15 protein-coding genes and 1 tRNA gene are annotated in these 16,126 nt (G+C 73.1%); 10 read left to right on the top strand and 6 right to left on the bottom strand.

The genetic code is table 11. The features are described 5' to 3' along the window. The 3 genes from C1I99_RS19345 to hppD all read right to left on the bottom strand — a co-directional run. The coding region (locus tag C1I99_RS19345; protein ID WP_146603992.1) for a DUF2510 domain-containing protein at positions 1–123 on the bottom strand (123 nt) is incomplete at its 3' end. Between the two features lie 22 nt (positions 124–145). Then, on the bottom strand, positions 146–889 hold the full coding sequence (locus C1I99_RS19350) for an RDD family protein (RefSeq protein ID WP_111135630.1): 744 nt from the start codon (positions 887–889) through the stop codon (positions 146–148). A gap of 11 nt (positions 890–900) precedes the next feature. After that, a complete protein-coding gene (gene hppD / locus C1I99_RS19355; RefSeq protein ID WP_111135639.1) occupies positions 901–2,106 on the bottom strand; it encodes a 4-hydroxyphenylpyruvate dioxygenase in 1,206 nt (401 codons plus the stop codon). A gap of 144 nt (positions 2,107–2,250) precedes the next feature. On the opposite strand from hppD, the gene C1I99_RS19360 reads away from it, so the two are divergent. From C1I99_RS19360 to C1I99_RS19375, 4 genes are all read left to right on the top strand, one after another. Further along, positions 2,251–2,739: an Lrp/AsnC family transcriptional regulator gene (locus tag C1I99_RS19360; RefSeq protein WP_111135631.1), complete on the top strand. Its 489-nt coding sequence runs from the start codon at positions 2,251–2,253 to the stop codon at positions 2,737–2,739. Positions 2,740–2,816: 77 nt separating this feature from the next. Then, positions 2,817–4,247, top strand: a complete 1,431-nt coding sequence (locus tag C1I99_RS19365; protein WP_233512594.1) for a PQQ-binding-like beta-propeller repeat protein — start codon at positions 2,817–2,819, stop codon at positions 4,245–4,247. 92 nt (positions 4,248–4,339) lie between these two features. Further along, positions 4,340–6,007: a fumarate hydratase gene (locus C1I99_RS19370; protein ID WP_111135632.1), complete on the top strand. Its 1,668-nt coding sequence runs from the start codon at positions 4,340–4,342 to the stop codon at positions 6,005–6,007. A gap of 149 nt (positions 6,008–6,156) precedes the next feature. Then, positions 6,157–7,566 carry a class II fumarate hydratase gene (locus tag C1I99_RS19375; RefSeq protein WP_199562266.1) on the top strand — a complete coding sequence of 470 codons (1,410 nt, stop codon included), beginning with the start codon at positions 6,157–6,159 and terminating at the stop codon, positions 7,564–7,566. A 208-nt stretch (positions 7,567–7,774) separates the two neighbouring features. On the opposite strand, the gene C1I99_RS19380 is transcribed toward C1I99_RS19375, so the two are convergent. Beyond that, the gene (locus C1I99_RS19380; protein WP_199562268.1) at positions 7,775–8,320 is read right to left on the bottom strand and encodes a CGNR zinc finger domain-containing protein; all 546 of its coding nucleotides are present in this window, start codon (positions 8,318–8,320) and stop codon (positions 7,775–7,777) included. Between the two features lie 85 nt (positions 8,321–8,405). On the opposite strand from C1I99_RS19380, the gene C1I99_RS19385 reads away from it, so the two are divergent. Further along, entirely contained in the window at positions 8,406–9,377 is a 972-nt protein-coding gene (locus C1I99_RS19385) for an EamA family transporter (protein WP_111135634.1), read from the top strand. Positions 9,378–9,536: 159 nt separating this feature from the next. Further along, positions 9,537–10,295, top strand: coding sequence for an HAD family hydrolase (locus C1I99_RS19390; RefSeq protein ID WP_111135642.1), 759 nt, complete (start codon positions 9,537–9,539; stop codon positions 10,293–10,295). Positions 10,296–10,317: 22 nt separating this feature from the next. Here C1I99_RS19390 and C1I99_RS19395 read toward each other — a convergent pair whose 3' ends face one another. Next, a complete protein-coding gene (locus C1I99_RS19395; protein ID WP_111135643.1) occupies positions 10,318–10,926 on the bottom strand; it encodes an IclR family transcriptional regulator in 609 nt (202 codons plus the stop codon). Positions 10,927–11,118: 192 nt separating this feature from the next. Here C1I99_RS19395 and cysS point away from each other — a divergent pair, with 192 nt between their 5' ends. Continuing rightward, positions 11,119–12,534 (top strand): cysteine--tRNA ligase, encoded by a 1,416-nt coding sequence (gene cysS / locus C1I99_RS19400; protein WP_111135635.1) that lies wholly within the window; start codon positions 11,119–11,121, stop codon positions 12,532–12,534. Continuing rightward, positions 12,534–13,664 (top strand): 23S rRNA (guanosine(2251)-2'-O)-methyltransferase RlmB, encoded by a 1,131-nt coding sequence (gene rlmB / locus C1I99_RS19405; protein WP_111135636.1) that lies wholly within the window; start codon positions 12,534–12,536, stop codon positions 13,662–13,664. Before cysS ends, rlmB begins: the two co-directional genes overlap by 1 nt. A 60-nt stretch (positions 13,665–13,724) precedes the next feature. Here the strand turns inward: rlmB and C1I99_RS19410 are convergent, their stop codons facing one another. Beyond that, positions 13,725–14,816: an ABC transporter ATP-binding protein gene (locus tag C1I99_RS19410; protein WP_111135637.1), complete on the bottom strand. Its 1,092-nt coding sequence runs from the start codon at positions 14,814–14,816 to the stop codon at positions 13,725–13,727. Positions 14,817–15,161: 345 nt separating this feature from the next. Between C1I99_RS19410 and C1I99_RS19415 the strand changes: the two genes are divergently transcribed. Beyond that, a tRNA-Thr gene (locus C1I99_RS19415) sits at positions 15,162–15,238 on the top strand. 138 nt (positions 15,239–15,376) lie between these two features. Next, a complete protein-coding gene (locus tag C1I99_RS19420; RefSeq protein WP_111135638.1) occupies positions 15,377–16,006 on the top strand; it encodes a histidine phosphatase family protein in 630 nt (209 codons plus the stop codon). Positions 16,007–16,126 lie beyond the last annotated feature (120 nt).

Here is a 16,126-nt window from a genome sequence, read left to right on the forward strand (position 1 = left end):
CGGCGGCCCCTCGGGTGGGGTGGCGTCGACCGGGATCGGGGCGCCGATCCAGCCTTCACCGTCCCAGTACCGCCGGGTCGCTGGGTCGGCGGGGTCGACGTACCAGCCGGGTGCCACGCTCACCGGCTCGCCTCGCTGCGCTCGCTCACGGAGCAACCTTAACGACGACCGTTCCGGCGAACTTGTCGTGGAGGCACTGCTGCCAGGGCTTGTCCCACAGCTGCCAGAGCCCGTCGAGGTAGCTGAAGCCGGGCAGCACCAGACCGACGACGTTCTGCACCAGGAACCGCCGGACCGCGGCCCGCCGGTCGAGGGTGTGGGCCGGGTCGAGCGGCACGACCCGCAGCCTCATCGTCTTCTTGCCGAGGGTCTGACCGGTCCGGAACATCATCTCGACGTAGTAGACGTACGCCAGGACCAGCGAGATCGCGACGATCGCCAGCTCCATCCACAGGAACGGCACCAGGAAGTCATTCAGCAGGTCCGGCTGCGCCACGGTGCCGTCGGGGGCAACCCGGAGGAGGTCGGGCATGACGACGACGAGGTAGACGAGCACCGCCGGGACGGCGAGCACCACGCCGACCGCGGCGAAGGCCGCGGTGTCGATCAACATGGCCAGCAGCCGGTCGGCGAAGCTGGCCAGCGGTTGACCGGCCGGGGTGAGTGCCGGCGGCACCGGGGCCGGGCCGGGTGCCCACGCGTACCCGGGCGGGCCGGCCCAGCCGGGCGGCGGGGCGTATCCGGGCGGGCCGGCCCAGCCCGCTGGCGGAGCGTACTGCGGCGGGACTGGGTACCCGTGGGGGGCGGGGTCGGTGGGCGGCGCGAAGCCGCCGACGGTGGGCGCGGGCCCACCCGCCGGCGGCGTCGGGTACCTCGGAGGCTGCGTCACGCTCGACAGTCTTACAGGTTGCCGCGCCTCTCCTGCTCCCGCTCGATGGCCTCGAAGAGCGCCTTGAAGTTGCCCTTGCCGAAGCCGAGCGAGCCGTGCCGCTCGATCAGCTCGAAGAAGACCGTCGGACGGTCCTGCACCGGCTTGGTGAAGATCTGCAGCAGGTAGCCGTCCTCGTCCCGGTCGACCAGGATCTTGCGGGCCTTCAGCTCCTCGATGGGCACCCGCACCGTGCCGATCCGGGCGCGCAGCTCCGGGTCGTCGTAGTACGAGTCCGGGGTGTCCAGGAAATCGACGCCGGCGGCGCGCATCGCGTCCACGCTGGCCAGGATGTCGTTGGTGGCCACCGCGATGTGCTGGGCACCCGGGCCCTGGTAGAACTCCAGGTACTCGTCGATCTGCGACTTCTTGCGGGCGACCGCCGGCTCGTTGAGCGGGAACTTCACCTTGCGGGTGCCGTTGGCGACCACCTTGCTCATCAGCGCCGAGTAGTCGGTGGCGATGTCGTCGCCGATGAACTCCGCCATGTTGGAGAAGCCCATCACCCGCTTGTAGAACTCGACCCATTCGTCCATCCGGCCGAGTTCGACGTTGCCGACGATGTGGTCGACGGCCTGGAAGAAGCGCTTCGGCTGGAGGCCGGCGTCGATCATCGGCTGCCGGTCCACGATCGGGCCGCGGGCGGCGAACCCGGGCAGGAACGGGCCGGAGTAACGGGACCGGTCGACCAGCGTGTGCCGGGTGTCGCCGTACGTGGCGATGGCGGCCAGTCGGACGGTGCCGTGCTCGTCGCTGACCTCGTGCGGCTCGGCCAGGCCGGTGGCGCCCTGCGCGGTGGCGTGCGCGTACGCGGCGTCGACGTCGGGCACCTCCAGGGCGATGTCGCAGACGCCGTCGCTGTGCCGGGTGACGTGCTCGGCGCCCGGGGCGTCCGGGCGCACCGCGCCGGTCAGCACGAACCGGGCCGACCCGCTGGTCAGCACGTACTGGGCGTGGTCCCGGTAGCCCTGCTCCGGCCCCCGGTACGCCACGCAGGTCATGCCGAACGCGGTGGAGTAGTAGTGCGCCGCCTGCTTGGCGTTGCCGACCAGGAAGTGCACATGGTCGAGACCCTTGACCGGGAACGGGTCACGGCTGATGTCGTGGTCGACCGCGCCGACGAGCGTGTCGACGTCGACCTCGTCGGTCGTCGCGGGTCGGTCGATCGCCTGGGTCATGGTGGTCTCCCTCGCGTACCGGCCGGCCTCGTGGGCCGCCGCCGTGCTGATGGCTCCTCCGGCGAGCATCGCGGTGACCGGAGCCACTGGGCAACTGTCCGCATGAATGCTGGTCAGGTTGCGCATTCAGTAGAGTGTTACCCCATGAACGCTGGTCAGGGTGTACAGCTAGACGACCTCGACGCGCGGCTGCTCGAGCTGCTTGCCGAGGAGCCCCGGATCGGGGTGCTGGAGTGCTCCCGGCGGCTGGGCGTGGCCCGCGGCACCGTGCAGGCCCGGCTGGACAAGCTGGTCGGCCGGGGCGTCATCGGCGGGTTCGGGCCGGACATCTCCCCGGCGGCGATCGGCTTCGCGGTGACCAGCTTCGTCACCCTGGAGATCAGCCAGCGGCACGGGCACGACCCGGTGGCCGACCACCTGGCCGCCATCCCGGAGGTGCTGGAGGCGCACACCATCACCGGCTCCAGCGACCTGCTCTGCCGGATCGTGGCGCGTTCCAACACCGACCTGCAGCGGGTGATCGACCAGATCGTCTCCTACGAGGGCATCACCCGGGCCTCGACGGTCATCGCGCTGGCCGAGCAGATCCCGTACCGCACCCTCCCCCTGGTCCGCTCCGCCGCCCGCCGCTGACCCGCCGGTCGAGAAAGCACGGCGACACGGGGGCCTGGGGCCACGGGAGGCTGGTGATCGTGGCTACCGTGTCCGGTGTGGCGAAGGGGAGGGGCCTCGGCGTGCGTGGCGGGTTGCTGCTCGCCCTGATCGTGGTCGTCGTCCTCGCCGCGACCGGGGTGTGGAACCCGTTCCCGACGATGTGGGACTGGGTCGACCGGAGCGAGCCGATCGCCGAGCCGGACGTGGTCTGGCAGCAGCGCGTCGGCGGGACGCCGAGGAGCGTGACGATCGCCGGCGACACCGTCGTGGTCGAGCAGCGCACCCGGGTCGAGGCGCGCAGCCTGACCACCGGGACGCAGCTGTGGGAACGCAAGGCGGACTGGTCCGCGGTGGCCGGCGGCGACCGGGACCCGGTGGTCGTCGTGGGCAAGCTGCTGGTCAAGGGGTACGAGGTGCTCGACCCGACCACCGGCGCCACCCGGCGGCGCGACGGCGACGCGGTGGCCGTCTGGACGTACCGCAACCTGCTGATCGACGCCCGCTGCGCCGACGCCACCGACTGCACCCTCAGCGCCTGGGACCCGCGCGGGGCCGCCCCGCTCTGGACGGCCTTCGTGCCGGGCGTGCGCGGCGGTCTGCTCGGCGACAACCCCGGGCTGCTCGACACCCGCAGGCTGGACGCGGTGCGGGTCGACGAGGAGGTGGCCGGGCCCGAACCGGTCCCGCCGCTGCTCGGCTTCCCCATCGACGGCCGGGTGCACGTGGTGGACACCGCCACCGGCCGGGTCTTGCAGAACGTCGAGCCGGGCCGGGACGAGCGGCTCTCGGTGGTCGGCGGGCGGCTGCTGCGGATCACCGCCCGGTCCCAGGACGGCAGCTGCTTCTTCGCCATCTCCGGGCGGGACTCGGCGACAGGCCAGGAGACCTGGCACCGGGCCGGGGTCAACCTGCGTACCGCCGACAACGCCGGCTGCGTCCAGCGGGAGGATCCGCGGGGCGCGCGGAACGTGCTGATCGGGGTCGCCCCGGACGGGCGCGAGGCGGTCCTCGACGGGTACGACGGGCGGCTGCTGCTGATCACCGGCGAGGGGGAGCGGCTGCTCGCCGTCGACGACCGGTACGCCCTGGTCCGGGCGGCCGACAAGGGCTCGGTGGTGAGCCGGGAGCTGGGCACCGGCCAGGTGCGGTGGCGCCGTCCCGCCGGCGCGAAGGCGGGGGCGGCGCTCACCCCGTACGCGGCCGTGGTCGCCGACGAGAAGCCGTCCCGGCTGGTCGCGGTGAACCCGCGTACCGGCACGGAGCTGGCGAACCTGCGGACCGCCGCGAACGCCCTCGCGGTCGGGTCGAACGGCATGATCATCGGTGAGGGGCGGGAGATCGGGTACGTGCGCTTCGGCGGTGCGGCCCCGCGCGGCGACGGCGGCGTCCCCGCCCCCGGGGGCACCGGCGGCGTCCCCGGTCCGGCTGACACCTGCGGGCCGAAGCGGGAGCACTGCCCCGACCCGGACCGGGGCAAGGACGGCTGACCAGGGCACCCGGTCGGGCGGGTGAGAGCGGCGTCCCAGGACGCACCCGGCGGGTGGGACTGATCGACGCTTCTGCCCTAGGCTTTCCGCTCATGAGCAGTGCCGCCGCGTTCTCGTACGCTCCCCTGCTGCCGACCGGTCCGGACCAGACGGAGTACCGCCTGGTCACCGACGAGGGCGTCGACGTCGTCAACGGCCCGGGGGGCCGTCGGTTCCTCACCGTGGAACCGGCCGCGCTCACCGCGTTGACCGCCGAGGCGATGCACGACATCGCGCACTTCCTGCGCCCCGCCCACCTGGCCCAGCTGCGGTCGATCATCGACGACCCGCTCGCCTCCCCGAACGACCGGTTCGTCGCGCTCGACCTGCTGCGCAACGCCAACATCGCCGCCGGAGGCGTGCTGCCGATGTGCCAGGACACCGGTACCGCGATCGTGATGGGCAAGCGTGGCCGGCACGTGCTCACCGACGGCAGCGACGCGGAGGCCGTCTCCCGGGGCGTGTGGCAGGCGTACACCCGGCTCAACCTGCGCTACTCGCAGCTCGCCCCGCTGACCATGTGGGAGGAGCGCAACACCGGCAGCAACCTGCCGGCCCAGGTGGAGCTCTACGCGGAGGACCCGGACGGCCACCCCGACGCGTACAAGTTCCTCTTCATGGCCAAGGGCGGCGGCTCCGCCAACAAGTCGTACCTCTACCAGGAGACCAAGGCGCTGCTGAATCCGACCCGGATGATGCAGTTCCTGGAGGAGAAGCTGCGGCTGATCGGCACCTCGGCCTGCCCGCCCTACCACCTCGCCATCGTCATCGGCGGCACCAGCGCCGAGTACGCCCTGAAGACCGCCAAGTACGCCTCCGCCAAGTACCTCGACGCGCTGCCCACCGCCGGCTCGATGACCGCGCACGGCTTCCGCGACCTGGAGCTGGAGGCTGAGGTGTTGGAGCTGACCCGCAACTTCGGCATCGGCGCCCAGTTCGGCGGGCGCTACTTCTGCCACGACGTGCGGGTGGTCCGGCTGCCCCGGCACGGCGCCTCCTGCCCGGTGGCGATCGCCGTCTCCTGCTCGGCGGACCGGCAGGCGGTCGCGAAGATCACCCCGTCGGGTGTGTGGCTGGAGCGACTCGAAACCGACCCGGCGCGCTACCTGCCCGACGTCACCGACGCGCAGCTCGACGCCGCCGAGGTCGTCCGCGTCGACCTCAACCGGCCGATGGACGAGATTCGCGCGGAGCTGTCGAAGTACCCGGTGAAGACCCGGCTCTCGCTGACCGGCCCGCTGGTGGTGGCCCGGGACATCGCCCACGCCAAGATCGCCGAGCGGCTGGACGCCGGTGAGCCGATGCCGCCGTACCTGCGCGACCACGCGGTCTACTACGCCGGCCCGGCCAAGACCCCGGAGGGTTACGCCTCCGGCTCGTTCGGCCCGACCACCGCCGGCCGGATGGACGCGTACGTGGAGAGGTTCCAGGCCGCCGGCGGCTCCCAGGTGATGCTCGCCAAGGGCAACCGGTCGGCCCAGGTGACCCGCTCCTGCCAGCAGCACGGCGGTTTTTACCTCGGCTCCATCGGCGGCCCCGCCGCCCGCCTCGCGCAGGACTGCATCAAGCACGTCGAGGTGCTCGAATACCCCGAGCTGGGCATGGAGGCGGTCTGGAAGATCGAGGTGGAGGACTTCCCGGCCTTCATCGTCGTCGACGACAAGGGCAACGACTTCTTCGCCGAGGTCACCAAGCCGGTGTTGACGGTGGGGCGGCGTTAGCCCGGCCGCCGCCAGCAGGTCGCGACCGGGCAACGGCTCACCGCGCTGGAGGAGTCGCCGGAGCGGCACGAGGTGGCGCGGCCGTTGGCCGGGTTTGGCGTGCATGGCTCCGCCCGATCATCTGCACGACCGCCGCACGGCGCGGCAGGATGGTACGCGTGACGACTCCAGAGGCGACGGGCTACCGGATCGAACGCGACTCGATGGGCGAGGTGGAGGTGCCCGCCGAGGCGCTGTGGCGGGCGCAGACCCAGCGTGCGGTACAGAACTTCCCGATCTCCGGGCGGGGCATCGAGCCGGCCCAGATCCGGGCGTTGGCCCAGATCAAGGGGGCGGCGGCCGAGGTCAACGGCGAACTGGGCGTGATCGACCCGAATGTCGCCGCCGCGATCGCGGCCGCCGCAGCGCACGTGGCCGACGGCGGCTACGACGACCAGTTCCCGGTCGACGTGTTCCAGACGGGCTCGGGCACCTCGTCCAACATGAACGCCAACGAGGTGATCGCCACCCTGGCCAGCCGGGAGCTTGGCCGCAACGTGCATCCGAACGACGACGTCAACGCGTCGCAGTCCAGCAACGACGTCTTCCCGTCGTCGATCCACCTGGCCGCCACCGAGGCGGTCGCGCGGGACCTGCTGCCGGCACTGGCCCACCTCGCCGGGGCGCTGGAGAGCAAGTCGGCGGAGTTCGAGACCGTGGTCAAGGCCGGGCGCACCCACCTGATGGACGCCACTCCGGTGACCCTCGGGCAGGAGTTCGGCGGCTACGCCGCGCAGGTCCGCTACGGCATCGAGCGGCTGGAGGGGGCGCTGCCCCGGCTCGCCGAGCTGCCGCTCGGCGGCACCGCGGTGGGTACCGGCATCAACACCCCGCTCGGGTTCGCGGCGGCGGTGATCGAGAAGCTGCGCGCGTCGACCGGGCTGCCGCTGATCGAGGCGCGAAACCACTTCGAGGCGCAGGGCGCCCGGGACGCGCTGGTGGAGACGTCCGGTCAGCTGCGTACTGTCGCGGTCGGGCTCTACAAGATGGCCAACGACATCCGCTGGATGGGCTCCGGTCCCCGCGCGGGCCTGCGCGAGCTGCGCATCCCGGACCTCCAGCCCGGCTCGTCGATCATGCCGGGCAAGGTGAACCCGGTGGTCTGCGAGGCGGTCCGGCAGGTCTGCGCGCAGGTGATCGGCAACGACGCCACGGTCGGCTTCGCCGGCTCGCAGGGCGACTTCGAGCTCAACGTCATGCTCCCGGTGATGGCCCGCAACATTCTGGAGTCGATCCGGTTGGTGGCCGCGTCGAGCCGCCTGCTCGCCGACCGCTGCGTGGTCGGCCTGGTCGCGGACGCCGAGGTCTGCCTGGCGTACGCGGAGGGCTCGCCGTCGATCGTCACCCCGCTCAACCGCCACCTCGGATACGACGAGGCCGCCTCGATCGCCAAGGAGGCGCTGGCCAAGCAGACCTCGATCCGGGAGGTGGTGATCGCCCGGGGCCACGTCGCCTCCGGCAAGCTCACCGAGGTCCAGTTGGAGGAGGCGCTCGACCTGCTCCGGATGACCCACCCCTGAGCCTTCGCTCGGCGGCCCCGGCTCGCCGAGCGGCCTTCGCCCGGCGGCCGTTGCTCGCCGGGGTTCGCATAGATGGGGCAGCTCGACAGGGAGCAGCCGGGACACCACGGCTGCCATCTGTCGGGGGCGCGGCCAGGAGGTGGGCGGCGAGGATCTCTCGCGGGCGGTAGCGGGCCGCCGACGTGACGGCCAGCCCGGCGCTGGGACATCACCGCCGGCCGGCCGCCTTCCGGGCCCGGTACGCCGTGACGGCGGCGCGGTTGCCGCAGTTCGCGTCGCAGAACCGGCGGGAGCGGTTCTTCGACAGGTCGACCAGCACGTTGTCGCAGTCGGGGTGGTCGCAGACCCGCAGCCGGCCCAACTCGCCGCTGCGCACCAGGTCGGCCATCGCCATCGCCGCCTCGACCGCCATCCGGACGGCCAGTGGGGCGTCCCGGGGCACGGCGTGGAAGTGGTACGGCTCGTCGTCGTGCGTGATGAGCTGCGGTAGCGCGTCGTTCTCCCGCAGCAGCCCGTTGACGATGGCCACGATCTCGTCGGTGTCGGCGTACCAGATGCGGCGTAGCCGGGGCCGCAGCTCGCGAACCGACTCCAGCTCGGCGTCGGTGTGCTCGTGGCGCCCCGTGTAGGCGTGCGCGACGTAGAACGTGTCCAGGGCGGCGACGTCGGGCAGCCCTTCGCCGTCGCGGCCTTCGGTGTTGACCAGGGCGGCGGCCGCAGTCAGCGAAGACTCGGTGTCATGGGCAAAAAGCAACTTGACTCCTGTCGGGGTGCCGCCTAGCGTCATCGGCATAATCATAGTTTGTCCATGACTGCCTGCCCGTGCCGAGGAGCGCCCGATGCAGCAACGAACCGCCGGTGTCGGTCTCGGCCTGGCCCTGCTCTCCGCCGTCACGTTCGCGACCTCGGGCACCTTCGCCCGGTCGCTGATCGAGGCCGGCTGGTCGGCACCGTCGGCCGTGATCGCCCGGGTCGGGATCGCCGCCCTGGTGGTGGCGGTGCCGGCCGCGCTCGCCCTGCGCGGCAGGTGGCACGTGCTGCGGCGCAACCTCACCGCGGTCGGCGTCTTCGGGCTGCTCGGGGTGGCGCTCGCCCAGGTCTGCTTCTTCAACGCGGTGCGCTACCTGCCGGTCGGCGTCGCCCTGCTGCTGGAGTACCTCGGCATCATCCTGGTCGTCGGCTGGACGTGGCTGGTGCACGGCCAGCGCCCACGCCGGCTGACCGTGGCCGGCTCGATGGCGGCGCTGGCCGGGCTGGTCTTCGTCCTCGACCTCACCGGCGCCGGGCGGCTCGACCCGGTGGGCGTGCTCTGGGGGCTGGGCGCAGCGATCGGCCTGGCCGGCTACTTCGTCCTCGCCGGCCGGGTCGACGCCAACCTGCCCTCGGTGGTGATGGCCAGCGGCGGGATGGCCGTCGGTGCCGCCGCCCTGCTCGCGCTCGGGCTGGTCGGAGTGCTGCCGCTGCACGCCACCTTCGGCGAGGTCGGCTTCGCCGGGCGGCAGACCAGTTGGCTGGTGCCGATCGCCGGGCTCTCCCTCGTCGCGGCGGTGGTCGCGTACCTGGCCGGGATCGCCGGGACGCGGATCCTCGGTCCCCGCCTGTCGTCGTTCGTCGGGCTGACCGAGGTGATGTTCGCGGTGCTGATCGCCTGGCTGGTGCTGGGCGAGCTGCCGACCGTGGTGCAGCTCCTCGGCGGCGCGCTGATCATCGCCGGGGTCGCGCTGGTCCGCCTCGACGAGCTGCGCGGATCGGTCCCGGCCACCCAGCCGGACCGGGAGCCGGCCCAACCCGCCCTCGCCGCCGACCGCTGACCGACGGGACAGCGCCCCGACCAGCGGGGCCAGTGGGCGCGGGGCCGGTGGCCGGGGCCGGCTGGGCGGTCCGGGACGGTGACGGCCGCAAGGCCGTGTGGTGGCCGCGGTGGCGCAGCGGCGGCAGGATGCGATGGGAGTGGTGGCAGAGTGGGCGGCGTGCTGACCACCGTGGTGTTCGACGCCGACGAGACCCTGCTCGACCTGCGCCCGGCGGTGACCGGCGGGCTGGCGACCGTACTCGACGAGATGCGACGGCTGACCCCGGCGGCGGCCGGGGTGTTGCTCGCGGACCTGGAGTCGGACTGGGACGCGGTCTTCGGCGAGCTCAGCGCGGCGCCCGTGGTGGAGATCCGGCGGGCCGCGCTGGCCCGGTCGGCGGCCCGGGCCGGGCTCGACGACCATCTGGACGAACTGGCGGCGCTCTTCTTCGCCCGGCGTTACGCGCTGACCCGGCCGTATCCGGACGTGCTGCCGGCGCTCGCCGCACTGCGCCTGCGCTGGACGCTGGGCTTCGCCACCAACGGCAACAGCCGCGCCGAACGTTGTGGGCTCGGCGGTGAGTTCACCTTCGAGCTGTACGCGCACGAGAACGGCCTGCCCAAGAAGCCCGCGCCGCAGTTCTACGCATCGGTGGTCGAGGCGGCCGGCGTGCCCGCCGGGCAGGTCGTCCACGTCGGGGACTCGCTGGCCCACGACGTGGTCGGGCCGCAGCGGGCCGGCCTGCGGGCGATCTGGCTCAACCGGCTCGGCCTGCCGCGCCCGCCCGGCGTCCAGCCGGACGCCGAGATCAGCACCCTCGCCGACCTCCCCACCGCCCTTGATCGACTCCAGCCGGCTGGCGTGGCGGTGTCGGGCCGACCTGGAAGCCGCCATGTCGCCGACCTGGAGTCGATCGTGGGCTCCGCGGAGCAGTAGCCCCGGAAGACCGCCCGGCCGGTCAGGAGAGGGCGGCGGCGATGGCGCGGGCGGCGGCGAGGACCTGAGCGCCGACCACGTCCGTGTCCAGCGGCGCCAGGGCCACCACCCCGACGCTCGCCTCCAGACCGGGCACCCCGAGCACCGGCGCCGCCACCCCGTACGCCCCGGGTTGCAGCTCCCCGGCCGTGCTCACCGGGCCGGCGGCGCCCGCCCGGCCGGCGAGGATGGCCCGCCCGGCCGCACCGCGCTCCAGCGGGTGCCGGGCGCCCGTGCGGTACGCGACGTGGAACGACGTCCAGCTCGGCTCCACCACGGCCAGCGCCACCCCCTCGCCGCCCTCGACGACGGTCAGGTGGGCGGTCGCGCCGGCCTGCTCGGCGAGCCGGCGCAGCGCGGGCAGCGCCCCCTCGGCGAGCAGCGGCTGGGCCCGGCGGGCCAGGTGCAGCACCCCGGCGCCGAGGCGCAGCCGGCCGTCGCCGTCGCGGCGCAGCATGCCGTGCCCGGTGAGGGCGCCGACCAGCCGGTAGACCGCGGCCCGGCCGATGCCCAGCCGGTTCGCCGCCTCGGTGACGGTCAGCCCGCCCGGCGCGTCGGCGACCAGGTGCAGCAGCCGCAACCCGCGGTCCAGGGTCTGCGCGGTCTCCCCGGCGCCGGCCGGCCGGTCCCCGGGCCGCCCGGGCGTCGCGTCGGGGCCCGCCGGGTCACCCGGCCGGGTCGTCAGGTCGCCGGGCTCGCCGGATCGCGCCGCCGTGTCCACAGCACGCAGCGTACGGCCAGGCTCCGGCCAACCCGGAAAGAGCCGGACGGCTACCCTTGTACGGTGACGCTACGCCTGTATGACACCGCCACCCGATCCGTGCGGGAATTCGTTCCGCAGGAAGCCGGCAAGGTGGGGATCTACCTGTGTGGTCTCACCCTCCAGTCGCCGCCGCACATCGGTCACCTTCGCTCCGGCGTCAACTACGACGTGCTGCGCCGCTGGCTGCTGGCCGCCGGCTACCAGGTCACCTTCATCCGCAACCTGACCGACATCGACGACAAGATCCTGGTCAAGGCGGTGGAGCAGGGGCGGCCGTTCTGGTCGATCGCGTACGCCAACGAGCTGATCCTGGCCGAGTCGTACCGGGCGCTGAACGTGCTGCCGCCGACGTACGAGCCGCGGGCCACCGGCCACATCCCGGAGATCCACCAGCTGATCGCGAAGCTGATCGCCGACGGGCACGCCTACCCGGCCACCGACGGCTCCGGCGACGTCTACTTCGACGTCTGCTCCTGGCCGAAGTACGGTTCGCTGTCCGGCCAGTCGCCCGACGACATGCAGTCCGCCGGTGACGCCCCGGACCGGGGCAAGCGGGACCCGCGTGACTTCGCGCTCTGGAAGGGCGCCAAGCCCGACGAGCCGGCCGACGCGTACTGGCCGTCGCCGTGGGGGCGGGGCCGACCGGGCTGGCACATCGAGTGCTCCGCCATGTGCTGGCGCTACCTCGGGTCGGAGTTCGACATCCACGGCGGCGGGCTGGACCTGACCTTCCCGCACCACGAGAACGAGATCGCCCAGTCGCAGGCGGCCGGGCTGCCGTTCGCCCGCTACTGGGTGCACCACGGCCTGCTCGGCATCGGTGGGGCCAAGATGGGCAAGTCGCTGGGGAACACCCTCGACCTGGCGTACGTCGACTCGCTCGGGGTGCGCCCGGTGGAGTTGCGCTACTACTACGTCGCCGCGCACTACCGCTCCCGGATCGACTACTCGGAGGACGCGCTGCGTGAGGCGGCGGTCGCGTACCGCCGGATCGAGGGGTTCGTGCAGCGGGCCGCCGAGCGGGTTGGCGCCGGCCAGCTCGGCGAGCTGCCGGGGGCGTTCGCCGCGGCGATGGACGACGACCTGAACACCTCCGCCGCGCTCGCCGTGCTGCACGAGGTGCTCCGCGACGGCAACATGGCGCTGACCGGCGGCGACGATGTGACCGTCCGCACGGCGCTCGGCTCCGTGCGCGCCATGCTGGATATCCTCGGGGTTGACCCGCTCGACCCCGCCTGGGCCGGTGACGGCCACGCGGGTGACCTCCGTGCCGTGGTGGATTCGCTGGTCGCGCTGGCCCTGGAGCAGCGCGCGCAGGCGCGCGGCCGCAAGGACTGGGCCGCCGCCGACGCGGTACGGGACCAGCTCCAGCAGGTCGGCGTGTCGGTCGAGGACACCCCCCAGGGCCCCCGTTGGACTATTGGAGAGCAGGACTGATGGCCGGCAATTCGCAGCGCCGTGGCCGGCGACTGACGCCGAAGGCGGGCGCGCCCAAGGGCTCCGGCGGCAAGGGCCGGGACGCCCTCGCCGGGCGGGGCAAGACCCTGCCCGCCGACGAGCGCCCCTGGCACAAGGCGTACTCGGGCACCGAGAAGCTGCCCCAGCGCACCGCCTGGAAGCAGGAGAAGGAGCGCCGGGCGGCCGCCGAGCAGGGGCGGGCGCCCAAGGTGGGCCAGCCGGGCGCGAAGGACACCACCTGGGGCAGGGGCGGCGGCCGGGGTGCGCCGGCCGGCGGTCGCGCCGCCGCCGGCCGGGGTGGTAAACCCGCCGGCCGGGGCGGTCCGCGGGTCGCCCCGGGGCGCAAGTTCATCCCCGCGAAGGACAGCCCCGAGCTGCTGGTCGGGCGCAACCCGGTGCTGGAGTCGCTGCGCGCCCAGGTGCCGGCCACCGCGCTCTACACCGCGCAGGGCATCGACATCGACGACCGGGTCAACGAGATCGTGCGGACGGCCGCCGACCGGGGCATCGCCATCCTGGAGGTCAGCCGCGCCGAGTTGGACCGGATGACCGGGGGCGTGCTGCACCAGGGCGTCGGCCTCCAGGTGCCGCCGTTCGCGTACGAGCCGTTCGAGGACCTGGTCGCGGCGGCGCTGGAGCAGACCGCCCCGCTGCTCGTGGCGCTGGACGGGGTGACCGATCCCCGCAACCTCGGCGCCGTGATCCGGTCCGCCGCCGCCTTCGGCGCGCAGGGTGTCTTCGTACCGGAGCGGCGGGCCGCCGGGATCACCGCGACCGCCTGGCGGACCAGCGCCGGCGCCGCCGCGCGGGTGCCGGTCGCCCAGGTGACCAACCTGACCCGGTCGCTGAAGGCCTGCCAGGACGCCGGCTTCATGGTGGTCGGCCTGGACGCCGACGGCGAGACCGACCTCTACGACCTGGAGGCCGCCGTCGGCCCGCTGGTCGTGGTGGTCGGCTCCGAGGGTCGGGGGCTGTCCCGGCTGGTCGGCGAGACCTGCGACCTGACCGTGCGCATCCCGATGGTCGCCGATGTCGAGTCGCTCAACGCCAGCGTCGCCGCCGCGGTCACGCTCGCCGAGGTGGCCCGCCGCCGGGCCGCGGAGGTCTGACCCACGACACACGCGAAGGGGCGGCCCGCCATCGGCGGACCGCCCCTTTCCGGTCGTACGTCAGATCCGGCTGCCGGTCTTGGCGTGGAACACGTGGCTGCGGCCGGCCCGCGGCTTGACGAACACGGTGTCACCCATGTTCGGCATGTGCCGCCGGTCGGTGCGCACCACGAAGCGCTCGGAGTTGCCGCCCAGTGCGGCGTGGCCGTAGACGTTGGCGTCGGAGCCGAGGTCCTCGACCAGCTCGACCACGACCGGCATGCCGCCCTCGCTGGGGCTGACCAGGTCGCAGTCCTCGGGGCGGAAGCCGACGGTGACCGTGCCGTCGCCGCCCTCGGCGCGGGCCGCCGCGACCTGCTCGCGGGTCAGCGGCACGTGCATCTCGGCGAACTCGGCGCCCTGCTCGGTGAGCGACACGGTCTTGATGTTCATGGCGGGGGAGCCCATGAAGCCGGCGACGAAGACGTTGGCCGGGGTGTCGTAGAGGGCGCGCGGCGTGTCCACCTGCTGGAGTTCGCCGTCGAGCAGGACGGCCACCCGGTGGCCCATGGTCATCGCCTCGACCTGGTCGTGGGTGACGTAGACCGTGGTGACGCCGAGCTTGGCCTGCAACGACGCGATCTGGGTACGGGTCTGCACCCGGAGCTTGGCGTCGAGGTTCGACAGCGGCTCGTCCATCAGGAAGACCTGCGGCTCGCGGACGATCGCCCGACCCATCGCGACCCGCTGGCGCTGACCGCCGGAGAGGGCCTTCGGCTTGCGGCTGAGGTACTCCTCCAGCTGGAGCAGCCCGGCCGCCTCCTTGACCCGCCGGTCGATCTCCGACTTCGACGTCTTGCGCAGCTTGAGCGCGAACGCCATGTTCTCGTACACCGTCATGTGCGGGTAGAGGGCGTAGTTCTGGAAGACCATCGCGATGTCGCGCGCCTTCGGCGGCAGGTGCGTGACGTCCCGGTCGTCGATGTAGATCGAGCCCTGGTCGACGTCCTCGAGGCCGGCGAGCATGCGCAGGCTGGTGGACTTGCCGCAACCGGACGGGCCGACCAGGACGAGGAACTCGCCGTCGCCGATCTCCAGGTCGAGGGCGTTGACGGCGGGGCGCTCGGTGCCCGGGTAGATCCGGGACGCCTTGGCGTAGGTGACCGTAGCCATGGGGGAATGCTTCCTTTCACCGGCAGGAACGTGCCGGACGATCCGAGTGAAGGAGCGACCGGCACGGTGCCCGTGCCGGCCAGCCGGGCGGCGCTCCGGTCACCGCCAGGCGGCCGGGGTGTCGTCCGTGTCACTGCACGGTAAACGGCTTTCCGTCCCCTGCCAAGGCGGGAAGCTCCGGATGGGACCGGCGGCATGCGCATTCCGGGCAGTCGGGCACGGGCGGACACCAATCGCCACGCCGATCGATGGCGTGCGGTCGGGATGCCGACGTTTCCCGTGCTCGGGACGCCTGGCGAGCGGGAAATCCGGACGTCAGTCGCTATGCTGACCACGACGCCACACGCCCCTGTAGCTCAGCTGGCCAGAGCACTCGCCTTGTAAGCGAGATGTCGCCGGTTCGATCCCGGCCGGGGGCTCCAATTCCACCAGGCAATTCCCGGCGGGCGCTGGCGCGAGTCGACCGGCGGTACGGGGGCGGGCAGGCGGGCTGATCGGCCGGCCGTCATGATCGGCAGGCGCGGCGGGCGCCGCGCCTGCCGATCCTGTGAGGTGACCACGTGGCGACCCGTCTGCTCTTCCTGGCCCGGCACGGCGAGCAGGACCGGCCGGCGGGGACGCCCGCGGACGTCGACCCGCCGGAGACCGGGCTGTCGGCCCGAGGCCGCCGGCAGGCCACGCTGCTTGGTGAACGGCTGCGCGAGGTGCCGCTGGACGCCGTCCACCACGGGCCGCTGCGCCGGGCCGCGGAGACCGCCGAGCTGGTCGCCGCCGCACGGCCCGGCATCCCGGTGTACGCGGCGGAGGAGGTCGGCGACCACCTGCCGCACGACACCGATCCGGCCGGCCTGCCGCCCGCGTACGCCCAGCTGCTGGCCGGCTTCTCCCCAGCCGAGCGGGCCGACGGGCCGCGGCTGACGGCGGAGGCGGGGCGGCGGTTCGCCACCGCGCCGGCCGACGGGGACCGGCGCGAGCTGCTCGTCACGCACACGTTCCTGATCGCCTGGTTCGTCCGGCAGGCGCTGGACGCGCCGGAGCGGCGCTGGCTCGGGTTGAACCTGCATAACTGCGGGTTGACCGTGATCCGCTACCGCACGGGCGCGCCGCCGGGCCTGATCGCCGTCAACGATGTCGCCCACCTGCCGCCGGAGCTGCGGGGCACCGGCCTGCCGGCCGACTACCGGTTCTGACCCCGGCCCCGCCCCTCCGGGCCCGGGATCGACTCCCTAGTGATCATGAAGTTGGCGGTTGGAGGTGTCCGAGTGGTCGCCGCCAACTTCATGATCACGACGGGCGGGGCGGGTCAGCGG

This window comes from Micromonospora deserti (genome assembly GCF_003236335.1).
In the GTDB taxonomy this organism is placed as follows: Bacteria; Actinomycetota; Actinomycetes; order Mycobacteriales; family Micromonosporaceae; genus Micromonospora; species Micromonospora deserti.

Excerpts from the sequence above, each read along its gene's own strand:
- hppD (WP_111135639.1), bottom strand. The coding sequence starts at position 2,106 with ATGACCCAGGCGATCGACCGACCCGCGACGACCGACGAGGTCGACGTC.
- rlmB (WP_111135636.1), top strand. The coding sequence starts at position 12,534 with ATGGCCGGCAATTCGCAGCGCCGTGGCCGGCGACTGACGCCGAAGGCG.
- C1I99_RS19375 (WP_199562266.1), top strand. The coding sequence starts at position 6,157 with ATGGTACGCGTGACGACTCCAGAGGCGACGGGCTACCGGATCGAACGC.
- C1I99_RS19410 (WP_111135637.1), bottom strand. The coding sequence starts at position 14,816 with ATGGCTACGGTCACCTACGCCAAGGCGTCCCGGATCTACCCGGGCACC.
- C1I99_RS19385 (WP_111135634.1), top strand. The coding sequence starts at position 8,406 with ATGCAGCAACGAACCGCCGGTGTCGGTCTCGGCCTGGCCCTGCTCTCC.
- C1I99_RS19370 (WP_111135632.1), top strand. The coding sequence starts at position 4,340 with ATGAGCAGTGCCGCCGCGTTCTCGTACGCTCCCCTGCTGCCGACCGGT.
- C1I99_RS19360 (WP_111135631.1), top strand. The coding sequence starts at position 2,251 with ATGAACGCTGGTCAGGGTGTACAGCTAGACGACCTCGACGCGCGGCTG.